The following is a 20,382-nucleotide window of genomic DNA, read 5'->3' on the forward strand; positions in this document are numbered from 1 at the left end:
TACCGTACACACAGAAACAAGGAGATCATACGATGGGATTTTTTTTCAGGAAGACGAAAATTGTGCTGACGGCGCCTTTGACGGGGACGCTGGTTCCTCTGGAACAGGTGCCGGACCAGGCTTTTGCCCAGAAAATGCTGGGGGACGGAGTGGCCATCCGGCCGGAAAACGGCGAATTGGTGGCTCCCTGTGATGGGGAAATCACCTATGTGCCGGATACGGCCCATGCTATTGCGCTTACCGAAGGCCACGGACTGGAGATCCTGCTCCACGTGGGGATGGATACGGTGGAACGGCAGGGAACCGGCTTCCGGGCACTGGTGAAAGCCGGCGACAAGGTGAAGGCCGGGCAGCCTCTGCTGGCTTTTGACCGGGAAGTTCTGGAAATGGCAGGGTGCGATCTTTCCACGCCCCTGGTGATCACCAATGGGGACAAGGTCGGAAAAATGGAAAAAGCCCCATTCGGTCCGGTACGGGCCGGACAGGATACAATCCTGTCCATTACCCTGAACTGAGAGGAAGGGAGCAGTCATGGAGGTAAAAGGCAGCGGCGGAAGTTTTGTGGAACAGGCCTACAACCTGGCTCCGGCAGTGGCCTGGGAACTGGGACTCCAGGTGTGCCGAGAGATGCAGGTGGAAGTAGAGAAACAAGATGATGCCGGGATGCTCCTGAACGGGTCACTGGTGTCCGAAGAAAAATCCTTCCTGTTCGGGAAACCCAAACGGAAGGAAATCATTTTTGCAGTCCAGCCGCGGGAGGAAGGCTGCACGGTGATCGTGGATATCCACAAAAAACGGATGGAAGTCTACAGCCTGACTCCTCAGAACCGGGAAACGGATCGATTCGTGGCCCTGTTCGAGGAAAAGGCCCAGGCTTATCTAGAACGGCGGATCTGCCCCCAGTGCCGGGCGGCTTTGCCCAAGAATGTGGCTTTCTGTCCCTTCTGCGGGGCAAAGCTGTAGAGAAAAACAAAAAGGGACTGTTAGCCAGTGACAAGAGACAAGTGACGGGCAGCCCTGCTGCCCCTGATTAAAAAAGAGGTGTTGCCCTTTCTGAGCAACACCTCTTTTTTTATGCTGTAACCTATAAGCTTAGATGGCGCGGGTTACCTTGCCGGAACGTAAGCAGCGAGTGCACACGTTGATGCTCTTCACTTCACCGTCTACCACCGCTTTAACCTTTTGAACGTTAGGTTTCCAAGAACGTTTTACATGTCTATTGGAATGGCTGACGTTGTTGCCGGACAGCTCACCTTTGTTGCAGATTTCACAGATGCATGCCATGGTCCCACCTCCTTCAAGTTATAAGGCAATGCGTTATTTTTAAAACTCAATGTAGCTATTTTAACACAAATTGGATTATAATTGCAAGTAGAAAACCATGAGAAAAGGGGAAAAGAACCATGTGGTGGCAGGAACCGGTAACCAAACTCAAAGGCATCGGGCCCAAAAAGGCCCTGGAATTCGAAAATATCAACGTCGTGACCATCGGAGATTTGCTGAACCATTTTCCTCGGCAGGGCTGCTACCTGGACTATTCCCATGTAAAGACCATCAGCGAACTGACTGTGGGGGGGGAGATGCAGCTGTTCCAAGGGACCATCGTGCGGCTGAACAACCGGCGGAGCGCCCGGAACATGAAATATGCCACTATCACCGTAGGGGATGGTACTGGCTTTGCAGAGATCGTCTTGTTCGGGGCTCAGACCTACATGACCCGAGTCTATCATACGGGGGACGAAGTATTCGTCATCGGCAAGGTGAACCTGGGCCGTACGGCCAAAAGCGTCACCGGTGCCAGCCTTTCCCGTGTGAAGGATGAAAAAACGGAAGCTCCGGGCATCCTTCCTACCTATGCTTTGACCGGCAGCCTGACCCAGAACCAGGTACGGGGAGCGGTGCGCCAGGCTCTGGCCTTGGCCCGGAAGGAATTGCCGGAATGTCTGCCGGAGAAGATCCTCCAGGCCAAACATTTCCTGCCCCGGCTGGAAGCTCTGGAAAATATCCATTTTCCCAAAAGCCCGGACCTTTTGGAAAAGGCCCGGCAGCGGCTGATCTTCGAAGAACTCTTCTATCTCCAGTGCGGCCTGCTCCACCATCGGGTGGAAATCAAGCGGGACAGCCGGGGCATCAAGATGGTCCGATGCGGTCCTTTGGTCCAGAAAGTCCGAGAACTCTTGGGTTTCGAGTTGACGGACAGCCAGAAAAAAGCCTGGCAGGAAATCGATGATGACATGCAGAGCCTGGAGCCTATGAACCGATTGGTCCAGGGGGATGTAGGCTCCGGGAAAACGGCTCTGGCGCTCCTGGCCCTGGCAAAGACGGTGGAAAACGGCTACCAGGGATGCTTGATGGCACCTACGGAAATCCTGGCCGAACAGCACTACCAGGAAATGCAGAAAGTCTTGGAACCAGCAGGGATCCGGACGGCCCTTCTGACCGGCGGCCTGCCGGCCAAAGCAAGACGGCAGGTGCTGGAAGGGCTGGCCGATGGTTCCATCCAGGCGGTGGTGGGGACCTATGCCCTGATCCAAGATGCAGTGGTGTTCCATTCTCTGGCCCTGGCCATCACCGATGAGCAGCACCGGTTCGGGGTGGCCCAGCGGGCCAAGCTCCAGGAGAAGAGTCCCTTTGCACCTCATGTGCTGGTCATGACTGCGACGCCCATTCCCCGGACTTTGGCCCTTACGGTATACGGGGACCTGGACGTATCTCTGATGAAGGGACTGCCCCCGGGAAGGAAACCGGTCCAGACCCTTTGTTATACAGAAGACAAACGGCCGGCGGTGTACCAGGGCATGGTCCATCAGATCCGGGAAGGTCACCAGGCCTATGTGGTATGTCCACTGATTGAAGAAAGTGAAGGGGTGGATGCCAAGGCGGCGGAGGAACTGTATGAAGAACTGACTTCCACCTATCTCCAGGGCATTCCCTGCGGCCTCCTCCATGGCCGTCTGAAGCCGGAAGAGAAAGACGCAGTGATGGAAAGCTTTGCCCGGAATGAAACGAAAGTGCTGATCACTACGACTGTGGTGGAAGTGGGGGTCAATGTGCCCAATGCTACCCTGATGGTCATCGAGGGAGCGGACCGGTTCGGGTTGGCCCAGATGCACCAGCTCCGGGGCCGGGTAGGCAGAGGCAGTGCCCAATCCTACTGCGTATTGCTGACTTCCTCCACCAACCCGGTAACCTTGGAACGGCTCCAGATCATGCGCCACTGCAGTGACGGCTTCCTGCTGGCCGAAAAAGATCTGGAACTGCGGGGGGCTGGCCAGTTCTTCGGTCTGCGCCAGCATGGACTCAGCGACCTGTACATCGCGGATATCCTCCGGGATACAGATACGCTGGTAGAAGCCCGGAAGGCGGCCCAGTGGGCCATGGGGAATCCGAAAACCGCCAGGGAAGTGATCCGGGCGGCAGCAACCACCCAATTCGACGGCCGGTTTGAAAGGATATTCAATGCGTGAGGGGGTGTGATTTTTTTACACCCCCTATTCATGTAAGGAATGTGTATCTATCGTTACACATTCCTTTTCATTTTTTGGGAATTTCGAAAGTTTTCTGTTAAAAGCAGGAAAAACGCGCCTTGCTCCCGAAAAAGAGTACCATCAGACAAGAACATGGGGAAAGCTGCTCCTGGCAGCTGAGAATCCCACATCCTACGGAATAAAGGGGGCTGTACAGTGAAAGAGTATACAGGCGATAAAATCAGGAACGTGGCCATCGTAGGGCATGGCGGCGCAGGCACCACTTCCCTTACAGAAGCACTGCTCTATCGCAGCGGTGCTATCAGCCGTATGTGCAAAGTGGAAGACGGGCAGACCACCACCGACTTCGAACCGGAAGAAATCAAGCGGGGAGTCTCCGTGAGTGCGACGCTGGCACCGGTAGAATGGCGGGATGTCAAGATCAATTTCATCGATACTCCAGGTTTTGCGGATTTCGTAGCAGAAGTCAAAGGCGCATTCCGGGCTGTGGACAGTGTACTGATCGTGGTCAGTGCTACCAGCGGGGTCCAGATCGGGACCGAACAGTGCTGGAAACTGGCGGAAGAGGCCGGCCTGCCTCGGCTGATTTTCGTGAACAAGATGGACCGGGAAAATGCAGATTATGATAATATCCTGGACAATCTCCGGGCCAAGATCGGTAAACGGATCCTTCCCCTGGAACTGCCCTTGGGCAAAGAAGAAGACTTCTGCGGGGTCATCGATGTATTTAACCAGAAAGCCTATAAAGGGAACGGGAACGGGGCGGATGAAATCGAAGTCCCCGATGACCTGAAGGATTGGGTCCAGGATGCCCATGACAAGATGGTAGAAGCAGCGGTGGAAGCCGATGATGAAGTGATGGAACGGTATCTGGAAGGGGAAACCATTTCCGATGAAGAAGTGATGAACTGTCTGGTGAAGGGCATCCGGCAGGGAATCATTTTCCCGGTGCTCTGCGGTTCTGCTTTCAAGAACATCGGGCTGGGGCGGACACTCTCTGCCGTTGTGGACTACACATTCCCCGCCGTCCTGAACGAATATCATGTGACCAACCTGAAAACGGGACAGGTGGAACGGCGGGATTCCAACGCTCCGCTGGCTGCTCTGGTGTTCAAGACGACCTCCGATCCTTTTGTGGGCCGGATGAGCTTCGTACGGGTGTTCTCCGGCATCATCAAAGCCGACAGCTCCGTCTATAATGCCAGCCGGGATGAAATGGAAAAAGTGGGGACTATCTCCACGCTACGGGGGAAGAATCCCTTGCCCATGAAGCAGATCGTAGCAGGAGATATCGGAGTCATCTCCCGTCTCCAGTTCACCATGACCGGAGATACCCTCAGTGCCAAAGAAGAACCGGTGCAGTTCGCACCCATCGAATATCCACTGCCCATGTACAGCCGGGCAATCTCTCCCAAGAAGAAAGGGGACGAAGACAAGATCGCTGCAGCATTGGGCAAACTCATGGATGAAGATCCTACCTTCATCGTCAGCCGGAACCCGGTAACCAAGGAAACCTTGATCAGCGGCATGGGGGACCAGCATCTGGAGATCCTCATGGAACGGATGAAACGGAAATTCGGCGTGGATGCCGTGTTGAAACCGCCCATGGTGGAATACCGGGAAACCATCCGGGGTTCTGCGGAAGTGGAAGGCAAATACAAGAAACAGACTGGCGGCCATGGGCAGTATGGCCATGTAGTCATCAAGATGGAACCGCTGCCTCCGGGCTCCGGGTTCGTGTTCGAAGACAAGATCTTCGGGGGGGCCGTGCCCCGGCAGTACATCCCGGCAGTAGAAAAAGGCATGAAGGAATCCATGGAACACGGGATCCTGGCCGGGTACCCAGTGGTAGATCTGAAGATCACCCTGCTGGATGGTTCCTACCATACCGTAGACTCTTCGGAAATGGCTTTCAAAGTGGCTTCCCATATGGCCTTCCAGAAAGCGGCAGAACAGTCCAAACCGGTCCTGATGGAACCCTATTACAATCTGGATGTGTACTGTGACGAACGGATGACCGGGGACATCATCTCCGACCTGAACAGCAAACGGGGCCGTATCTTGGGAATGCAGTCCGCGGAAGACGGACGGGCTGTGGTGAAGGCCCAGGTGCCTTATGCAGAAATCTTGGATTATGCCGTGGATCTGCGGGCACTGACCCAAGGGACAGGGACCTTTGAAATGAAGTTCGACCATTATGAGGATGTACCGCCCAAACTGGCGGAAAAAATCGTGGCTGATGCCAAAGCGAAAGCGGAAGCCGCTAAAAAGTAAAAGATTTGCATCTATCGGACCTCTTGGCCATTGCCGGAGGTTCGATTTTTGTGTAAACTGAAGGGGAACTGTTTTCACAAGGAGGGAGAATCTGTGACTTTTTCTACGACGAAAAAAGGTATCTTGGCTTCCATCCTGGCAACTGTATTCTTCACGACTATGGATATCGGGGCTAAGAAGCTCCTCCACCTGGGAACCGGAGAGATCACCTTTTTCCGGGGCCTATTGGGGATGCTGTTCCTGCCTTTCATGGCACGGATGGAAACCCTGCCGGTGTTTTCCGGGAAGGACCGGGGCCTGCTCCATCTGCGGGGATTGTTCGGGGCCGCCTGTCTCCTGTTTTTCTTTTACTGTCTGAATGGGCTGACCCTGGGAGATGCAGAGATCCTCACCCAGCTGTCGGCCTTCTTTATGTGCCTTTTGTCCCCGATCTTCCTAAAAGGCAGGCTCCAGGGACGAGCAGTACCTTGGCTGGGCCTGATCGCCCTGGGGGCGGCTGTCGTCCTCCAGGTGTGGAATTTCCATTCTTTTAATTCTTATGCCATCTTCGGGATCCTTTCGGCTTTCTTCGCAGCCAGCGCCTATGTGTGCATCGGGAAGATGACGGAGAACGGCGACCATACCCAGACGGAGCTGGTGTTTTATTTCCAGTTTTACAGTACCTTGGGAGGGCTGGCCATCATGGGAGCTACCCAGCAATGGGTCCTGCCGGCTGGAGGAGAATGGTGCTGGGTCGTAGAAATGGCTCTGTCCGCTCTTTTGGGGCAGGTATGTCTGACCTGGGGCTGTACCCACATCCATCCTACAATGGTCAACTTTCTCATGTATACCGGCATCCTGTTCCATATCCTGGCCGGTTCTCTCTTGTGGGGAGAGACCCTGACTTTGTATTCCTGGGTGGGAGGAGCTCTCATCGTATCAGGCAGTGTGGCTCTGCTGAGGCAGTGAGAAGGGGTTGTTGCACATGCAACAGCCCCCTTGCTTTACCCCTTCAAATGGCCTATAATCAGAATGAATGACTGTGTATACTACTTTTTGACATCCAGTATGGAGGGATTTTTTTCATGGAAAATATTGATACTGAGAGCATCAACACCCTGCGTTTTTTGTCCATCGATGAAGTGCAGGCGGCCAATTCCGGCCATCCGGGCCTGCCTCTGGGGACGGCACCTCTGATGTATACGATCTGGGACCGGTTCATGAAATATAATCCTGAAAATCCCAACTGGTTCGACCGGGACCGGTTCGTCCTGTCCCCGGGACACGGCAGTGCTCTGCTCTATGCCATGCTCCATGTAGCTGGCTATGACCTGTCCCTGGAGGATTTGAAGGGATTCCGCCAGTGGGGCAGCAAGACTCCAGGTCATCCAGAATATGGGGTGACCCCTGGGGTGGATGTGTCTACCGGACCTCTGGGCCACGGCTTTGCCATGGCTGTGGGGCTGGCTATGGCAGAAGAGATGCTGGCTGCCCGGTACAACAAGGAAGGATACAAAGTGGTGGATCATTACACCTACGGCATCACTTCTGACGGGGACCAGATGGAAGGGGTGGCTTCCGAAGCCGCTTCCCTGGCGGGTACCCTGGGGCTGGGGAAACTGATCTTCCTCTATGACGATAACAAGATCACCATCGAAGGCAGTACGGATATCGCCTTCCGGGAAGATGTGGGGGCCCGGTTCAAAGCCTATGGCTGGCAAGTGCTCCGGGTCGCTTCCTCTGAAGATGTGGAAGCCCTCACGAAAGCCATCGAAGCAGCCAAGAAGGAAACCCGCAAACCCTCTCTGATCATCGTCAAGACCCATATCGGCTTCGGCAGCCCTCGGCAGGATATGGCCAGTGCCCATGGGGAACCTCTGGGTGTGGAAAATGTGGCCAAGACCAAAGAAGCTGCCGGCTGGGATGGCAGTCAGTCCTTCGTGGTGCCGGAAGAAGTGAAAGCCCATTTTGACGCCAAACTGCCCCAGTGCCGGGAAAACGAAGCAGATTGGAATGGACTGATGGAAGCCTATGCCAAGGCCTATCCGGAACTGGCCCAGGAACTGACGGATCGGATCGACGGAAAGATGGATCTGGATCTGAAGGAACTGATGGCCTCTTTCAAGGATACGGACAGTGTGGCCACCCGTGCCGCTTCTGGAACAGTGCTCCAGCTGCTGGCAGATAAGCTTCCGGCTCTCATCGGAGGCAGTGCGGACCTGGGGCCTTCCAACAAGACGGAAATGAAAGGGAAGGGATTCTTCTCGGCAGAAGAACGGACCGGCCGGAACATCCATTTCGGCATCCGGGAACATGCTATGGGGTGCATCGTCAATGGCCTCTGCCTCCACGGCGGCATCCTGCCTTTCGGAGCTACTTTCCTGGTGTTCGCCGACTTTATGCGTCCGGCGGTGCGGATGGCGGCTCTAATGGGAATCGGCAGCGTATTCGTCTATACCCATGACAGCGTGTTCGTCGGGGAAGACGGACCGACCCATGAACCCATCGAGCAGACCATGAGCCTGCGGCTGATCCCCAATGTGTCCGTATTCCGTCCGGCGGACGCCCTGGAAACGGCTGTGGCCTGGAAAGCCGCCTGCGAAAACCAGAAACAGCCCACTTGCCTGCTGCTGACCCGTCAGGGACTGCCGGTGCTCCATGACTATGCCAAGACCATTGCCAAGGGAGCACCCAAAGGAGCCTATGTACTGAGTCCTTCTTCCAAGGATAAGGTAAAAGCAATCCTCATCGCTACGGGCAGTGAAGTCCATCTGGCCCTGGAAGCTCAGAAAGCCCTGGAAGAAAAAGGCATCGGCGTCCAGGTGGTTTCCATGCCCAGCTGGGACGTGTTCGAACAGCAGAGCAGTGCCTACAAAAAGAAAGTACTGCCCAAGGATGTGCCGGCCATTGCGCTGGAAGCCGGCGTCCGCACTGGCTGGGCCCGGTATACCGGCAGCGAGGACAGAGTCCTGGGCATCGACCGATTCGGTGCTTCTGCTCCTGGCAAGACCGTCTACAAAGAACTGGGCTTTACCGTGGACCATGTAGTGGATATGGTGAAGAAACTGAAGTAACGGATCGGGGGTTGCTGCCCACATGGTGCAGCAACCCCCTTTATGAAAGAAGGAGAAAATCATGTTCCATCTGTTGACCATTGCTGGATCGGATTCTTCCGGGGGCGCAGGCATCCAAGCAGACCTGAAGACATTTGCTGCCCATGGCTGCTACGGGATGAGCGTGATCACCGCCGTGACGGCCCAGAACACCACTGGAGTGACAGCCATCCAGAACATCGATCCGGAGGTAGTGGAAGCCCAGATCGATGCCGTGTTCCAAGATATCCGGGTGGACGGCGTCAAGGTGGGGATGGTTTCCAATTCCGCCTTGATCCGAGCCATTGCCAAAAAAATGCAGCAGTATGCGCCACCTGTGCTGGTGGTGGATCCAGTGATGGTGGCCACCTCTGGCAGCTATCTGCTGGAAAAAGAAGCCCGGAAGGATCTCCAGGAAAAACTGCTGCCACTGGCCACCCTGATCACCCCCAACATGCAGGAAGGAGAGGTGCTGTCAGGCCTGTCCATCCGCAGTCAGGGAGACATGGAAAAAGCGGCGGCGGTAATTTGCCAGAAAGGGGCTAGGGCCGTACTCCTGAAGGGGGGACACCTGGCGGAAACGGCTGACGATTATCTGCTGTATCCTGGAGAAGGAAACTGGCTCCAGGGCAAATGGTTCCCTGGCCAGCGGTTCGCCAATCCCAATACCCACGGCACCGGCTGCAGCCTGTCTTCTGCCTTGGCTTCCGAAATGGCCTCCGGTGTCCCCCTCCCGAAAGCCGTAGCCAGAGCCAAAACCTATGTAGCCCTGGGCATCCAGCACGGGCTGGCAGTGGGCCATGGCCATGGGCCCATCCATCATTTTGTGGAACTGTACCGGAAAGCCGGCTGGGAGGGATGAATATGGATAAATTCAATCTGAGCCTGTACCTGGTGACGGATCGGCATTGTCTCCGGGGACGGGATTTCTATGAGGCGGTGGAGGAAGCCCTCCGGGCCGGGGTGACCCTGCTCCAGCTCCGGGAAAAGGACATGGGGCTGGAAGACCTGCTGGCGGAAGGCCGGAAGGTCCAGGCCCTTTGCCGGAAGTACCAGGTGCCCTTCCTGGTGGATGACAATGTGGAGGCCGCTCGGATCCTGGGAGCGGACGGAGTCCATCTGGGACAGGAAGACGAGGCCATCGAAAAAGCCCGTTCCGTACTGGGGCCGGACGCTATCATCGGCATCTCCGCCCACAATCTGGAAGAAGCCCAGAAAGCCCAAGCCAGCGGTGCTGATTATCTGGGGGTAGGAGCTCTCTATCCTACGGGAAGCAAGAAGGATGCATCCCTGCTGCCGCCTGGGATGTTGACGGAAATCGTCCAGGCCGTGCAGATCCCTGTGGTGGGCATCGGTGGTATCCAGGAAGCCCAGATCGACCAGGTGCTGGACCAAGGAGCGGCTGGCTGTGCCATGATCAGCGCCATCCTGGGAGCCGATGATATTACAGCCACTGTGGAACGGATGAAGGCTCGGATACGGGCTCGGGAGAAATAACAGGAGGCAGCTATGGCAAGCGACCTGAAAACGGAAAAGCTGGGGAAAAAGCTCCTTTCCCGGTTCACCCGGCAGATCACGGACCAGGTCTTCCTGTTTCTCCAGGAAGATCCGGAATTGTATCAGGAGTATCAGGAACGGGTACGGGAGAGCACGGCCAATGGGGTCAATTCTGTCTTGGGCCGGATGGTCACGGAAGCCTACGACTTGGTGAACCTGAATAAGGAGAAACATCCTCGGTCTCCGCTGCTGAAGAAATATACCCGCCATGCTGTCCGGTGGGAAAAAGACGATCTGGAAGTCCAGAAAAAAGTCTTATATGGGGATCGGAACCTGTTCTCTTCTCAGCCCAAATCCGCCGAGGAAAAGAGAGCCCCCAAAAAGAAAGGGCCGGACCAGGAAAGCCTGTTCTGAAAAAAGCACCCTGTCAAGGAAAAATACTTGACAGGGATTTTCCTTTATAGTACAATAGCACCCGGTGATATTCATGCAGGATGAAGGTTTTGCAAAACGGATCCGTTTTGGTCAGCTCTATGCCATCTATGGCGGGCTGCTCACGGAAAAGCAGCAGAAGATCATGGAAGAATATTTCTACGATGACCTGTCACTGGGGGAAATCGCGGAAAATGCCCAGACCAGCCGTCAGGCAGTCTATGATTTGCTGCGCCGGGTGGAACAAACCCTGGAAAGATACGAAAGCAAACTCCACCTGCTGCACCAGGATCAGGAACGGCAGTTCAAGTTGCGGGGAGCCATCAAACTCCTGGAAGCCTGCCGCACCAGTGACAGTACCGATCCCCGTCTGGGGAAGGTGGAGGACATCCTGAAAAGCATCATTGACGAAAGCAGGTAGCTATGGCTTTTGAAATCTTAACCGACAAACTGACGGCAGCCATCCAGAAGCTCCGGGGACAGAAAACGGTTTCCGAACAGGATCTGAAAGAGACCCTGCGGGAAGTACGGCTGGCCCTTCTGGAAGCCGATGTGAATTTCAAGGTCGTCAAGGAATTTACCGCCAAGATCAAGGCACGGGCTATGGGCCAGCAAGTAGACCCCAGCCTGACGCCTGGCCAATATATCGTGAAAATCGTCCACGAAGAGCTGATCGAGCTCTTGGGCGGGGCCCAGAGCAAACTGAACGTGGCAGCCAAGCCGCCGACAGTGATCATGTTGGTGGGGCTCCAGGGTGCCGGGAAGACCACTACAGTGGGCAAACTGGCCAACTTCCTGCGAAAAGACGGGAAAAAGCCTCTGATGGTGGCCGGTGACGTGTACCGTCCCGCAGCCATCACCCAGATGGAAGTCATCGGCAAGCAGTTGGATATGCCGGTGTTCACCTTGGGTGACCAGGTTTCTCCGGTGGAAATCGCCCGGGAATCCCTGAAACGGGCCAATGCTCTCTTATGCGATACCGTGCTCATCGATACCGCTGGCCGTCTCCATGTGGACGAAACCTTGATGAATGAGCTGAAAGAGATGAAAGATGCAGTCCATCCGGACGAGATCCTGCTGGTAGTGGATGCCATGACCGGTCAGGATGCCGTGACGGTGGCTGATTCCTTTAACAAAGCCCTGGGCATCACAGGGCTGATCGTGACCAAACTGGACGGGGACGCCCGGGGCGGTGCGGTGCTCAGCGTGAAGGCAGTGACTGACTGCCCGGTGAAATTCGTCGGTATGGGCGAAAAACTGGATGCGCTGCAGCCCTTTTATCCTGACCGTATGGCTTCCAGGATCCTGGGTATGGGGGATGTGCTCTCCCTGATCGAAAAGGCCCAGGAAGCCATCGATGCGGATTCGGCCAAAAAGATGGCGGAATCCCTGAAAAAGAATGAATTCACCCTGGATATGTTCCTGGATCAGATGAAACAGGTCAAGAAACTAGGGTCCTTGGAATCCATTCTCAGCATGATCCCCGGCATGGGAAAATTTGCCAAGCAGTTGGAAGGGGTGGATCTGGACGGCAAGGAAGTCCGTCGGCTGGAAGCCATCATCTATTCCATGACGCCCCAGGAACGGCAGAACCCCCGCATCATCAACGGGTCCCGGCGCAAACGCATTGCGGCCGGCTGCGGCCAGCGGGTGCAGGATGTGAACCGGCTGCTGAAGCAGTTCGAAGAGAGCAAGAAGCTCATGAAGACCATGCAGGGTATGAACAAGTATGCACGGAAGGGCAGATTCAAACTGCCTTTCATGCAATAAAACCAATCTGGTAAGGAGGTGAATGTTGTGGCAGTTAAAATCCGTCTGAAACGTATGGGTGCCAAAAAGAGCCCTTTCTACCGTATCGTGGTCGCTGATGAACGCGCTCCTCGTGACGGCCGTTTCATCGAAACCGTAGGGACCTACGATTCTACCGTTGATCCCGCCGTGGTTACCATCGATGAAGAAAAAGCTCTGTCCTGGATGAAGAAGGGAGCACAGCCGACTGATACGGTCCGCTCCATGTTCAGCAAACAGGGTCTGATGGCGAAACTGGCTGGCGAAAAGGCAGCAAAATAAGGAGGATGACTATGAAAGAGATAGTTGAAGTGATTGCTAAGGCTATCGTGAATAATCCCTCCGAGGTCCAGGTGGAGGAGGAAAGGACCGGATCTTCCGTGATCCTGAAACTCCACGTGGCGCCTGAAGATATGGGTAAAGTGATCGGCAAGCAAGGCCGCATTGCCAAGGCCATCCGTCTGGTGATGAAAGCAGCTGCTACCCGCGAAAACGTAAAAGTCATCGTAGATATCGATTAAAGGTGGTTACCATGGATAAAATGATCGTTCGGGTACCTGTAGTCATCAAGGCCAAGGTTACGGAAGACTTGAAAGCCAAGATCATTGCAGATATGAAACGTCAGGTCCAGGCTGCTGAATTGGATTTCGAACAGTTCCAGTTCAATGCCAAGCGGGCTCTGAATGAGCAAGCTGGTGGAGGGCCTGAAGCGGCTCGGGCTCTCCAGGAGCAGATCGAGTACGAAAAAGCCCAGCGCGGCCATGCTCTCCAGGAGTTGAAAGACAAGCTGGAACGGGCAGAGAACCTGGAAATTGGCAGTGAAGTCGGTCATGGTACACTGGAACGTTCCGTAGAGATTACGGTCGGCAGCGACCTGGAAGCCCTGATGGGGGCGGAAATCGTCGTGGAAGACGGCAAAGTCGTCGGATTCAGAGCGTAAGCCTATGGAACAGCATATCGTGATTGGCAAAATTGTCGCCCCGCATGGCGTGCGGGGCGAATTTCGCATTATGCCGCAGACGGACCATCCGGAGCGGTACGCCAAAATGAAGAAAATCACCCTGGATAATGGGCGGGAATTCACGGTGGTCAGCCTTCGCCAGCATAAGAATGTGTATCTGATGAAGGTGGAAGGCATCGATACCATGGACGACGCAGAGACCCTTCGGGGCCGGACCATCGTCCTGCGCCCAGAAGAACTGCCCCCTCTGCCGGAAGGGCAGTTCTACGTCCGGGATATCATCGGTTTTGCAGTCGTCACGCCGGAGGGAGAGCCTGTGGGCACCCTGAAGGATGTGATCAGTCCCGGTTCCACCGATGTGTTCGTCATCGCTCCGCCCCAGGGAGAAGAAATCCTGGTGGCGGCCATTGGGGAAAACATCCGGAAAATCGACTGGGAAACGAAGCAGATCGTAGTTGTGCTGCCGGAGTGGATCTGATATGAAATTCGTCTTTATCACCCTCTTTCCGGAAATGATCAAGAGCACCAGTACCTGGAGCATCCTGGGCCGGGCAGCCAAGGAAGGCCTCCTTACCGTGGAGTGCGTGGATCCTCGGGACTATGCCACGGACCGGCACCGGAGCGTGGATGATACCACCTGCGGCGGCGGAGCCGGTATGGTCCTGAAGCCCCAGACCTATCTGGCTGCTTTGGATCGGGCCCGGGAACTGGCCCCTGGCGCCTTGGTAGCTGCCCTGACACCGGTAGGGGAATCCCTCCGCCAGGAGAGAGTCTGCCAACTGGCTCGGAGCGGCCGGGACTTGATCCTGCTCTGCGGCCATTATGAAGGGTTCGATGAACGGATCTTGGAAGAGGCGGATCTCCGGCTTTCCATCGGAGATTTTGTCCTTACGGGAGGGGAACTGCCGGCCCTGTGCCTCATGGATGCCGTGGCTCGGTTCATCCCCGGTGTATTGGGCAAGCAGGTGAGCGCAGAAGAGGATTCTTTCCATGACAGCCTGCTGGAATACCCCCAATATACCCGTCCGGTGGAGTATCAGGGCAAAACCGTACCAGAGATCCTGCTCTCTGGAGACCACGCAAAGATCGGCCAATGGAGACGGAAGGAAAGCCTGCGGGCCACCTTGCGCCACCGTCCGGAGCTGCTGCGGTCCATGCAGTGGCAGAAGGGGGACGGGAAACTGTTCCTGGCTGTGGAAGAAGAAGAAAAAGAGAAGTCCCGGGCAGAAGGGAAAAGCCAGGAATCCTGACTTTTTGGTTGCACCGGGAGCCGGCTGTATGGTATAATACAGCGTATGCATTAACGGGCGGTCCGCTGTTAGCACGTGGCTAGACATGAACGTCTTGGATTCTGAGGAGGAAATTATAAATGAACGTTATTGAAGCAATTGAAAAGGAACAGCTGCGTTCCGACATTCCTGAATTCCGTCCTGGCGATACCCTGAAAGTCTATGTGAAGGTCGTCGAAGGGACCCGTGAACGGGTTCAGCTGTTTGAAGGCGTTTGCATTGCCCGGAGCGGTGCTGGTGCCCGGGAAATGTTCACCGTCCGCCGCATTGCTTCCGGTGTGGGCGTAGAAAGAATGTTCCCTGTCCATTCCCCGCGTCTGGAAAAGATCGTTGTATCCCACAGAGGTGTGGTACGCAGAGCGAAACTGTACTATCTGCGTAAACTGACCGGTAAAGCCGCTCGTATCAGAGAACGTCGGTAATCGGATCAATGAGGCAGTTGCTCCGGCAACTGCCTTTTTTATTGCAAAGGAGAAGTCATGAACGAAGAAAAGAAATCCGGCTCCTGGCAGGATACGGTCAGTGACTGGCTGATCTCCATCATCGTGGCGGTGGTGCTGGCCTTTGGGATCCGTACTTTCCTGGTGGAACCCTATATGGTATCCGGTCCTTCCATGATGAATACCCTGCAGGATCGGGAACGGCTGCTGGTGAACAAACTGGTCTACTATACCCGCCAGCCTAAACGGGGAGAGATCATCGTCTTCAAGTATCCCAGCGATACCCGCCGGGATTTCATCAAACGGGTCATTGCCGTGGGCGGGGATACCATCGAGATCCGGGACGGAAAGACCTATGTGAATGGGAAAGCCTTGGATGAAAGCTATATCCGGGAACCCTTCCATACCAACCTGCCTAAGACTACAGTCCCTGCCGGCCATATCTTTGTCATGGGGGACAACCGGAACAATTCGGAAGACAGCCGGTTCCGGGATGTGGGCTTCGTGGACTTGAGCCTGGTGAAAGGGAAAGCCAGTGTCATCTTCTGGCCCCTGGGGCAAGTGAGGATGCTGCCGTGATAAAAGGGGTGTTGCACGTGTGTGATTTTCACACGTGCAACACCCCCGGTCTCATAAGCCGCATAGCGGCTCGGTCTCGGGTCTCGAGTCTCGAGCCGAATGAGAAATTTGCAAGCAAATTTTTTGAATGTACAAACCCTAATCTGCTAATGATAAGATATTCGTTTCTATATCCAGTACGATACTGGTTCTACACCTTCAAAAGAACCTGGCCATGGGGACAGGTTCTATCCAACGGCTCGCGACTCACGACTCGAGACCCGAGACCTCAAAAAGAGGCTGTTGCGCATGCAACAGCCCCTTGGTCACGGGTCGTGAGTCTCGGGCTTGTTAGTGCAGAATGAAGATCCAGTTTTGCCATCCCAACCGATTTTCTCTTATCGTCCTATAGAAAAAGAAAAGACGGCTTAAACGTCCAGGCTCGCAACCCGTGACTCGCGACCGGGGGTGTGAATTCATTCACACCCCCCTTTTACTGCACCAAATTCCCGATAATGACCTGCTTTTTCCATGATTCGCTTCTCTTGGGGAATCATGGTATAATGGGGCCTATGCAAACAGACCGGGCACAAGTGTGCCTGTTTTTAGGATAGAAAGGAAGTTTCCATGGAAAATACAATCGGCGGCAAAAAATTCCACATCCAGTGGTTCCCCGGTCACATGACCAAGGCCAAACGGATGATGGAGGCTAACCTGAAACTGGTGGATGTGGTGGTCGAACTCTTGGATGCCCGGATTCCCCGGTCCAGTGCCAACCCCATGCTCCAGCAGCTGCTCGGCAGCAAGGCGAAGATCGTGGTCTTGAATAAAACGGATATGGCCGATCCGGACCGGACTCAAGCCTGGCTGTCTTATTTCAAGAAAAACAGTTTCACGGCTCTGGAAGTGGACTGTCAGAAGGGCAAGGGAATCAAAGCTCTGGTCAGCGCCATCCAGAAAGCCGGGGAGCCCACTTTGGAAAAATGGCGGAAGAAAGGCGTCCGGAACCGGTCCATCCGGGTGATGATCGTAGGAATCCCCAATGTAGGGAAATCTACACTGATCAACCGGTTGCTGGGGAAGAACAAAGCAGCTGCCCAGAACAAGCCAGGAGTGACCCGGGGACCCCAGTGGGTGATCTTGGGCAAGGGACTGGAGCTCCTGGATACCCCTGGGGTCCTGTGGCCCAAATTCGATGATCCGGAAACCGGTTTCTGCCTGGCTGTCACTGGAGCCATCCGCGAAGAAGTCTTCGACCAGGAAACGGCCGTGCATATCCTGATCCAGCGGCTGCTGAAGCTGTATCCTCAGGAACTGGCTGCCAGTTATAAAATCGGACTGGCACCGGAAGACACAGTGGAAACCGTGGAGGAAAAAATCGCCCGGGCCCGGGGTTGCCTGAAAGTGGGTGGGATGCTGGACATGAACAAGACCATCCAGATGGTCCTCCGAGATTTCAAAACCGGAAAACTAGGCGCTTTCAGCTTAGAAAAGGCGCCTGGGGAAGGGGCGGAACCATGAAGTGGGGAGAAAGCCTCCAGGCTATCCGTCAAAAATTGAAGGCTGGTGCCGCACCGGAAGAATTGGCCGTATGGCGCCAAGATTCCCGGGCCGGAGTCCGGAAAATGCTGGAAGCCTACGACCGGAGACAAGCCGCCCAAAAAGCAGAACAGGAACGGCTGGAACGCTTCCAAGATATGGAACGGACCTTTTGGGGAAAAGGGATGGACCAGGTGGCTGGCTGTGATGAAGCGGGCAGGGGTCCCTTGTCTGGACCGCTGGTGACGGCAGCCGTGATCCTGCCCCATACCATCTGGCTGCCAGGGCTGAACGATTCCAAAAAAGTCACGGCTGCCCGGCGGGAAACTTTGTATCAGGAAATCTTGGAGCAGGCGGTGAGCGTGACCGTCAGCATCCTGGGGCCCCGGGAAATCGATCACCTGAATATCTATCAGGCGGCTAAAAAGGCCATGACTCTTTGCCTGACTCATTTGAAAGTCCGGCCTCAGGCGGCTATCACCGACGCCATGCCTTTGGAAATCCCAGGGATGACGGTGGAGGACGTGATCCACGGGGACAGCAGGAGTGCTGCAGTTGCGGCCGCTTCCATCATTGCTAAGGTGACCCGGGATCATCTGATGGAGAAACTGGATCAGCAGTACCCTCAGTACGGATTTGCCAAACACAAAGGGTATGGGACTGCCCAGCATCTCCAGGCCATCCTGGACTGCGGCCCCTGTCCCTGGCACCGGCGGAGCTATGAACCCATGAAATCCATGGAGCTGAAGGAAGAAGGCGTCAGCGAAAATCAGCTTCTGCAGCTGAAGTAGAGGGCAGCAGCTCTGGCCGCCAGTCGGGAGTCAGGAGTTTGGAGATTCAGGATAGGACCTGTCTTGATGCCAGGTCCTTCTGACTGTGCAGAATCAGGATGGAGGGAATCCTGGGATTTCATTGCCTGCAAATTTAACCAAGGGCTCCAGACTTCAGACTGATCCGGTAACAGCTCTGCAGCTATAAAAGGAGGTTATCAGTATGGTCCATCAGCGCCGCCGGTTCGGGAATCAGGGCGAAGATATGGCGGCTCGGTATCTAGAACGGCAGGGGTATGAAATCCTGGACCGGAACTACAGCTGTGCCTGGGGAGAAATCGATATCGTGGCCCGGCATTGGGGTGTGGTAGCTTTTGTGGAAGTGAAGAGCCGGCACAGCCTGAAATTCGGCCGCCCAGCCGCTGCTGTGACCCGGACCAAGCAGATCCGGCTGCGGAAAACGGCCTGGTGTTATCTCCAGGAACATCCGAGGTTCCGGCAACGGTGCCGGTTCGATATCATTGAAATCCTGGACCTTTATGGTAAAATTTCTCTGAATCATTTGAAGAATTGCTTTTAAATGTAAATTCTGCCAGCGGTCAGCTGTCAATGGTCAACTGCTGAAGGAAGCCAGCAGAGCTGGCTTTGAACTTGCAGCCGCTTTGTTTTTATCTACGATGAACAAACTACGACAAACAAGGAACGATTTACGATAAATGACGCACGATACGCAGCAAAGGAGCTGATCCCATGTATGCACGGACCTGGGGAGAGACTACCCGAGGCATCAACGGAGAAATGGTTACGGTAGAAGTGGATGTGACAAACGGCATGCCGGCCTTTGAGATGGTAGGGCTGCCGGATGTGGCGGTGAAAGAGGCCCGGGAACGGGTCAAGGCAGCGGTGAAGAATTCAGGATTCCGATTCCCCGACACCCATATCACGGTGAACTTGGCTCCGGCAGACTTGAAAAAAGATGGGGCCGGACTGGATCTGCCCATCGCTATGGGTGTCCTGGCAGCCAAACAGTATGTCACCCTGCCGGACCCTATGCCCGTCTTTGCCGGGGAACTGGCTCTGGATGGTTCCCTGCGCCCAGTGAATGGGATCCTGCCCATGATCATCCGGGCCAGGGAAGAGGGGATCCCAGCCATCTTCATCCCGTCCGGCAATCGGGCAGAAGGAGAATTGGTGGACGGGATCGCCGTGTATACGGCTGATGATCTGGGCCAGATCATCGATCATTTCCAAGGCAGGCAGCTTCTCCAGCCTTTGGCCAAGAAGGCCCTGGAATTGGAACGGCCTCAGGAAGAACTGGTGGATTTTGCTGATGTCCAGGGGCAGAAGGTGGCCAAACGGGCGCTGGAAATCGCCGCGGCTGGAGGCCATAATGTGCTGATGGTAGGGGCCCCTGGAGCGGGGAAGACCATGTTGGCACGGCGGCTGCCCACCATCCTGCCACCCATGACGGAAGAAGAAGCGCTGGAAGTCACCAAGATCTACAGTATCTCCGGTCTCCTCCAGGGCCATCATGGTATCATGGCGGAACGGCCGTTCCGCAGTCCCCATCATACCGTATCCCAGTCCGCCCTCATCGGCGGCGGCAGCATTCCCCGGCCGGGAGAAGTGACACTCAGCCACCATGGAGTCCTGTTCCTGGATGAACTGCCGGAATTTTCCCGGAGCGCTTTGGAAGTGCTCCGGCAGCCTTTGGAAGACGGGATGGTCACTATCAGCCGGGTCCAGGCTTCTCTCACGTATCCGGCCCGGTTCATCCTGGTGGCCGCCCAGAATCCCTGTCCCTGCGGTTTCTGGGGGGAAGAAGACCAGCTGCACCAGTGTACCTGCCGGCCGGGAGACATCGCCCGATACCAGAAAAAGATATCCGGTCCGCTGCTGGACCGGATCGATATCCAGATCCATGTCCCCCGGCTCCAGTATCAGGAAATGAAAAGCCGGAAACGGGGAGAAAGTTCGGCTGCGATCCGCCAGCGGGTGGTGGCAGCCCGGCAGATCCAGAGGGAACGGCTCAAAGGGACCCATCTGTTCTGCAATGCCAGTATGGGACGCCGGGAAGTCAAGGCGTATTGTCCTCTTTCTCCCCAGGCGGAAGCGCTGCTGGAAAGGTATTTCATCAGTTTGGGGCTCAGTGCCCGGAGCCACGACAGGATCATCAAAGTGGCTCGGACCATTGCAGATTTGGCTGGCAGCCGGGAAATCACATCTCTCCATCTGGGGGAGGCCATCCAGCTGCGGACCAGCATACAAGGATGAG

Annotated in this window: 23 protein-coding genes; 22 read left to right on the top strand and 1 reads right to left on the bottom strand. The window is 55.4% G+C overall.

Translation table 11 applies throughout. The features are described 5' to 3' along the window. Positions 1-32: 32 nt before the first annotated feature. Positions 33-515 (top strand): PTS sugar transporter subunit IIA, encoded by a 483-nt coding sequence (locus ACTUHY_RS02970; RefSeq protein ID WP_442826538.1) that lies wholly within the window; start codon positions 33-35, stop codon positions 513-515. Positions 516-531: 16 nt separating this feature from the next. Next, complete coding sequence (locus tag ACTUHY_RS02975) at positions 532-963, top strand: zinc-ribbon domain-containing protein (protein ID WP_278673616.1); 432 nt, start codon at positions 532-534, stop codon at positions 961-963. 129 nt (positions 964-1,092) lie between these two features. Here the strand turns inward: ACTUHY_RS02975 and rpmB are convergent, their stop codons facing one another. Continuing rightward, positions 1,093-1,284, bottom strand: a complete 192-nt coding sequence (rpmB, locus tag ACTUHY_RS02980) for a 50S ribosomal protein L28 (protein ID WP_012937850.1) — start codon at positions 1,282-1,284, stop codon at positions 1,093-1,095. 119 nt (positions 1,285-1,403) lie between these two features. Between rpmB and recG the strand changes: the two genes are divergently transcribed. The 20 genes from recG to ACTUHY_RS03080 all read left to right on the top strand — a co-directional run bounded on the left by recG (position 1,404) and on the right by ACTUHY_RS03080 (position 20,381). Continuing rightward, positions 1,404-3,467 carry an ATP-dependent DNA helicase RecG gene (gene recG, locus ACTUHY_RS02985; protein WP_442826539.1) on the top strand — a complete coding sequence of 688 codons (2,064 nt, stop codon included), beginning with the start codon at positions 1,404-1,406 and terminating at the stop codon, positions 3,465-3,467. A gap of 216 nt (positions 3,468-3,683) precedes the next feature. Continuing rightward, positions 3,684-5,762: an elongation factor G gene (fusA, locus tag ACTUHY_RS02990; RefSeq protein ID WP_442826540.1), complete on the top strand. Its 2,079-nt coding sequence runs from the start codon at positions 3,684-3,686 to the stop codon at positions 5,760-5,762. Positions 5,763-5,855: 93 nt separating this feature from the next. After that, a complete protein-coding gene (locus tag ACTUHY_RS02995; protein ID WP_442826541.1) occupies positions 5,856-6,710 on the top strand; it encodes a DMT family transporter in 855 nt (284 codons plus the stop codon). A gap of 116 nt (positions 6,711-6,826) precedes the next feature. Next, positions 6,827-8,815 carry a transketolase gene (tkt, locus tag ACTUHY_RS03000; RefSeq protein ID WP_442826542.1) on the top strand — a complete coding sequence of 663 codons (1,989 nt, stop codon included), beginning with the start codon at positions 6,827-6,829 and terminating at the stop codon, positions 8,813-8,815. Positions 8,816-8,876: 61 nt separating this feature from the next. Continuing rightward, positions 8,877-9,695: a bifunctional hydroxymethylpyrimidine kinase/phosphomethylpyrimidine kinase gene (gene thiD / locus ACTUHY_RS03005; protein ID WP_442826543.1), complete on the top strand. Its 819-nt coding sequence runs from the start codon at positions 8,877-8,879 to the stop codon at positions 9,693-9,695. A 2-nt stretch (positions 9,696-9,697) separates the two neighbouring features. Then, positions 9,698-10,330, top strand: a complete 633-nt coding sequence (gene thiE, locus ACTUHY_RS03010; protein WP_442826544.1) for a thiamine phosphate synthase — start codon at positions 9,698-9,700, stop codon at positions 10,328-10,330. A 12-nt stretch (positions 10,331-10,342) separates the two neighbouring features. After that, complete coding sequence (locus ACTUHY_RS03015) at positions 10,343-10,744, top strand: hypothetical protein (protein WP_442826545.1); 402 nt, start codon at positions 10,343-10,345, stop codon at positions 10,742-10,744. A 73-nt stretch (positions 10,745-10,817) separates the two neighbouring features. After that, the gene (gene ylxM / locus ACTUHY_RS03020; RefSeq protein WP_442826577.1) at positions 10,818-11,183 is read left to right on the top strand and encodes a YlxM family DNA-binding protein; all 366 of its coding nucleotides are present in this window, start codon (positions 10,818-10,820) and stop codon (positions 11,181-11,183) included. Between the two features lie 2 nt (positions 11,184-11,185). After that, positions 11,186-12,532, top strand: coding sequence for a signal recognition particle protein (gene ffh / locus ACTUHY_RS03025; protein WP_442826546.1), 1,347 nt, complete (start codon positions 11,186-11,188; stop codon positions 12,530-12,532). 27 nt (positions 12,533-12,559) lie between these two features. Beyond that, positions 12,560-12,832 (top strand): 30S ribosomal protein S16, encoded by a 273-nt coding sequence (gene rpsP, locus ACTUHY_RS03030; RefSeq protein ID WP_012937860.1) that lies wholly within the window; start codon positions 12,560-12,562, stop codon positions 12,830-12,832. A gap of 11 nt (positions 12,833-12,843) precedes the next feature. Further along, a complete protein-coding gene (locus ACTUHY_RS03035; protein WP_012937861.1) occupies positions 12,844-13,071 on the top strand; it encodes a KH domain-containing protein in 228 nt (75 codons plus the stop codon). An 11-nt stretch (positions 13,072-13,082) separates the two neighbouring features. Beyond that, positions 13,083-13,490: a YlqD family protein gene (locus ACTUHY_RS03040; RefSeq protein WP_278673607.1), complete on the top strand. Its 408-nt coding sequence runs from the start codon at positions 13,083-13,085 to the stop codon at positions 13,488-13,490. Positions 13,491-13,494: 4 nt separating this feature from the next. Further along, positions 13,495-13,989: a ribosome maturation factor RimM gene (rimM, locus tag ACTUHY_RS03045; RefSeq protein WP_278673606.1), complete on the top strand. Its 495-nt coding sequence runs from the start codon at positions 13,495-13,497 to the stop codon at positions 13,987-13,989. Between the two features lies 1 nt (position 13,990). Beyond that, the gene (gene trmD, locus ACTUHY_RS03050) at positions 13,991-14,761 is read left to right on the top strand and encodes a tRNA (guanosine(37)-N1)-methyltransferase TrmD (protein ID WP_442826547.1); all 771 of its coding nucleotides are present in this window, start codon (positions 13,991-13,993) and stop codon (positions 14,759-14,761) included. A gap of 119 nt (positions 14,762-14,880) precedes the next feature. Continuing rightward, positions 14,881-15,222, top strand: coding sequence for a 50S ribosomal protein L19 (gene rplS, locus ACTUHY_RS03055; RefSeq protein ID WP_278673604.1), 342 nt, complete (start codon positions 14,881-14,883; stop codon positions 15,220-15,222). 57 nt (positions 15,223-15,279) lie between these two features. Further along, positions 15,280-15,819, top strand: a complete 540-nt coding sequence (lepB, locus tag ACTUHY_RS03060; RefSeq protein WP_278673603.1) for a signal peptidase I — start codon at positions 15,280-15,282, stop codon at positions 15,817-15,819. Positions 15,820-16,425: 606 nt separating this feature from the next. Further along, the gene (ylqF, locus tag ACTUHY_RS03065) at positions 16,426-17,319 is read left to right on the top strand and encodes a ribosome biogenesis GTPase YlqF (RefSeq protein WP_442826548.1); all 894 of its coding nucleotides are present in this window, start codon (positions 16,426-16,428) and stop codon (positions 17,317-17,319) included. Further along, entirely contained in the window at positions 17,316-18,128 is an 813-nt protein-coding gene (locus tag ACTUHY_RS03070) for a ribonuclease HII (RefSeq protein WP_442826549.1), read from the top strand. The genes ylqF and ACTUHY_RS03070 overlap by 4 nt, the downstream gene beginning before the upstream one ends. A gap of 202 nt (positions 18,129-18,330) precedes the next feature. Beyond that, on the top strand, positions 18,331-18,687 hold the full coding sequence (locus ACTUHY_RS03075) for a YraN family protein (RefSeq protein WP_442826550.1): 357 nt from the start codon (positions 18,331-18,333) through the stop codon (positions 18,685-18,687). Between the two features lie 170 nt (positions 18,688-18,857). Continuing rightward, entirely contained in the window at positions 18,858-20,381 is a 1,524-nt protein-coding gene (locus ACTUHY_RS03080; RefSeq protein WP_442826551.1) for a YifB family Mg chelatase-like AAA ATPase, read from the top strand. The last annotated feature ends 1 nt before the right edge of the window (position 20,382 follow it).

This window comes from Acidaminococcus nyctereutis, assembly GCF_052216985.1.
Classification (GTDB): Bacteria; Bacillota; Negativicutes; order Acidaminococcales; family Acidaminococcaceae; genus Acidaminococcus; species Acidaminococcus fermentans_A.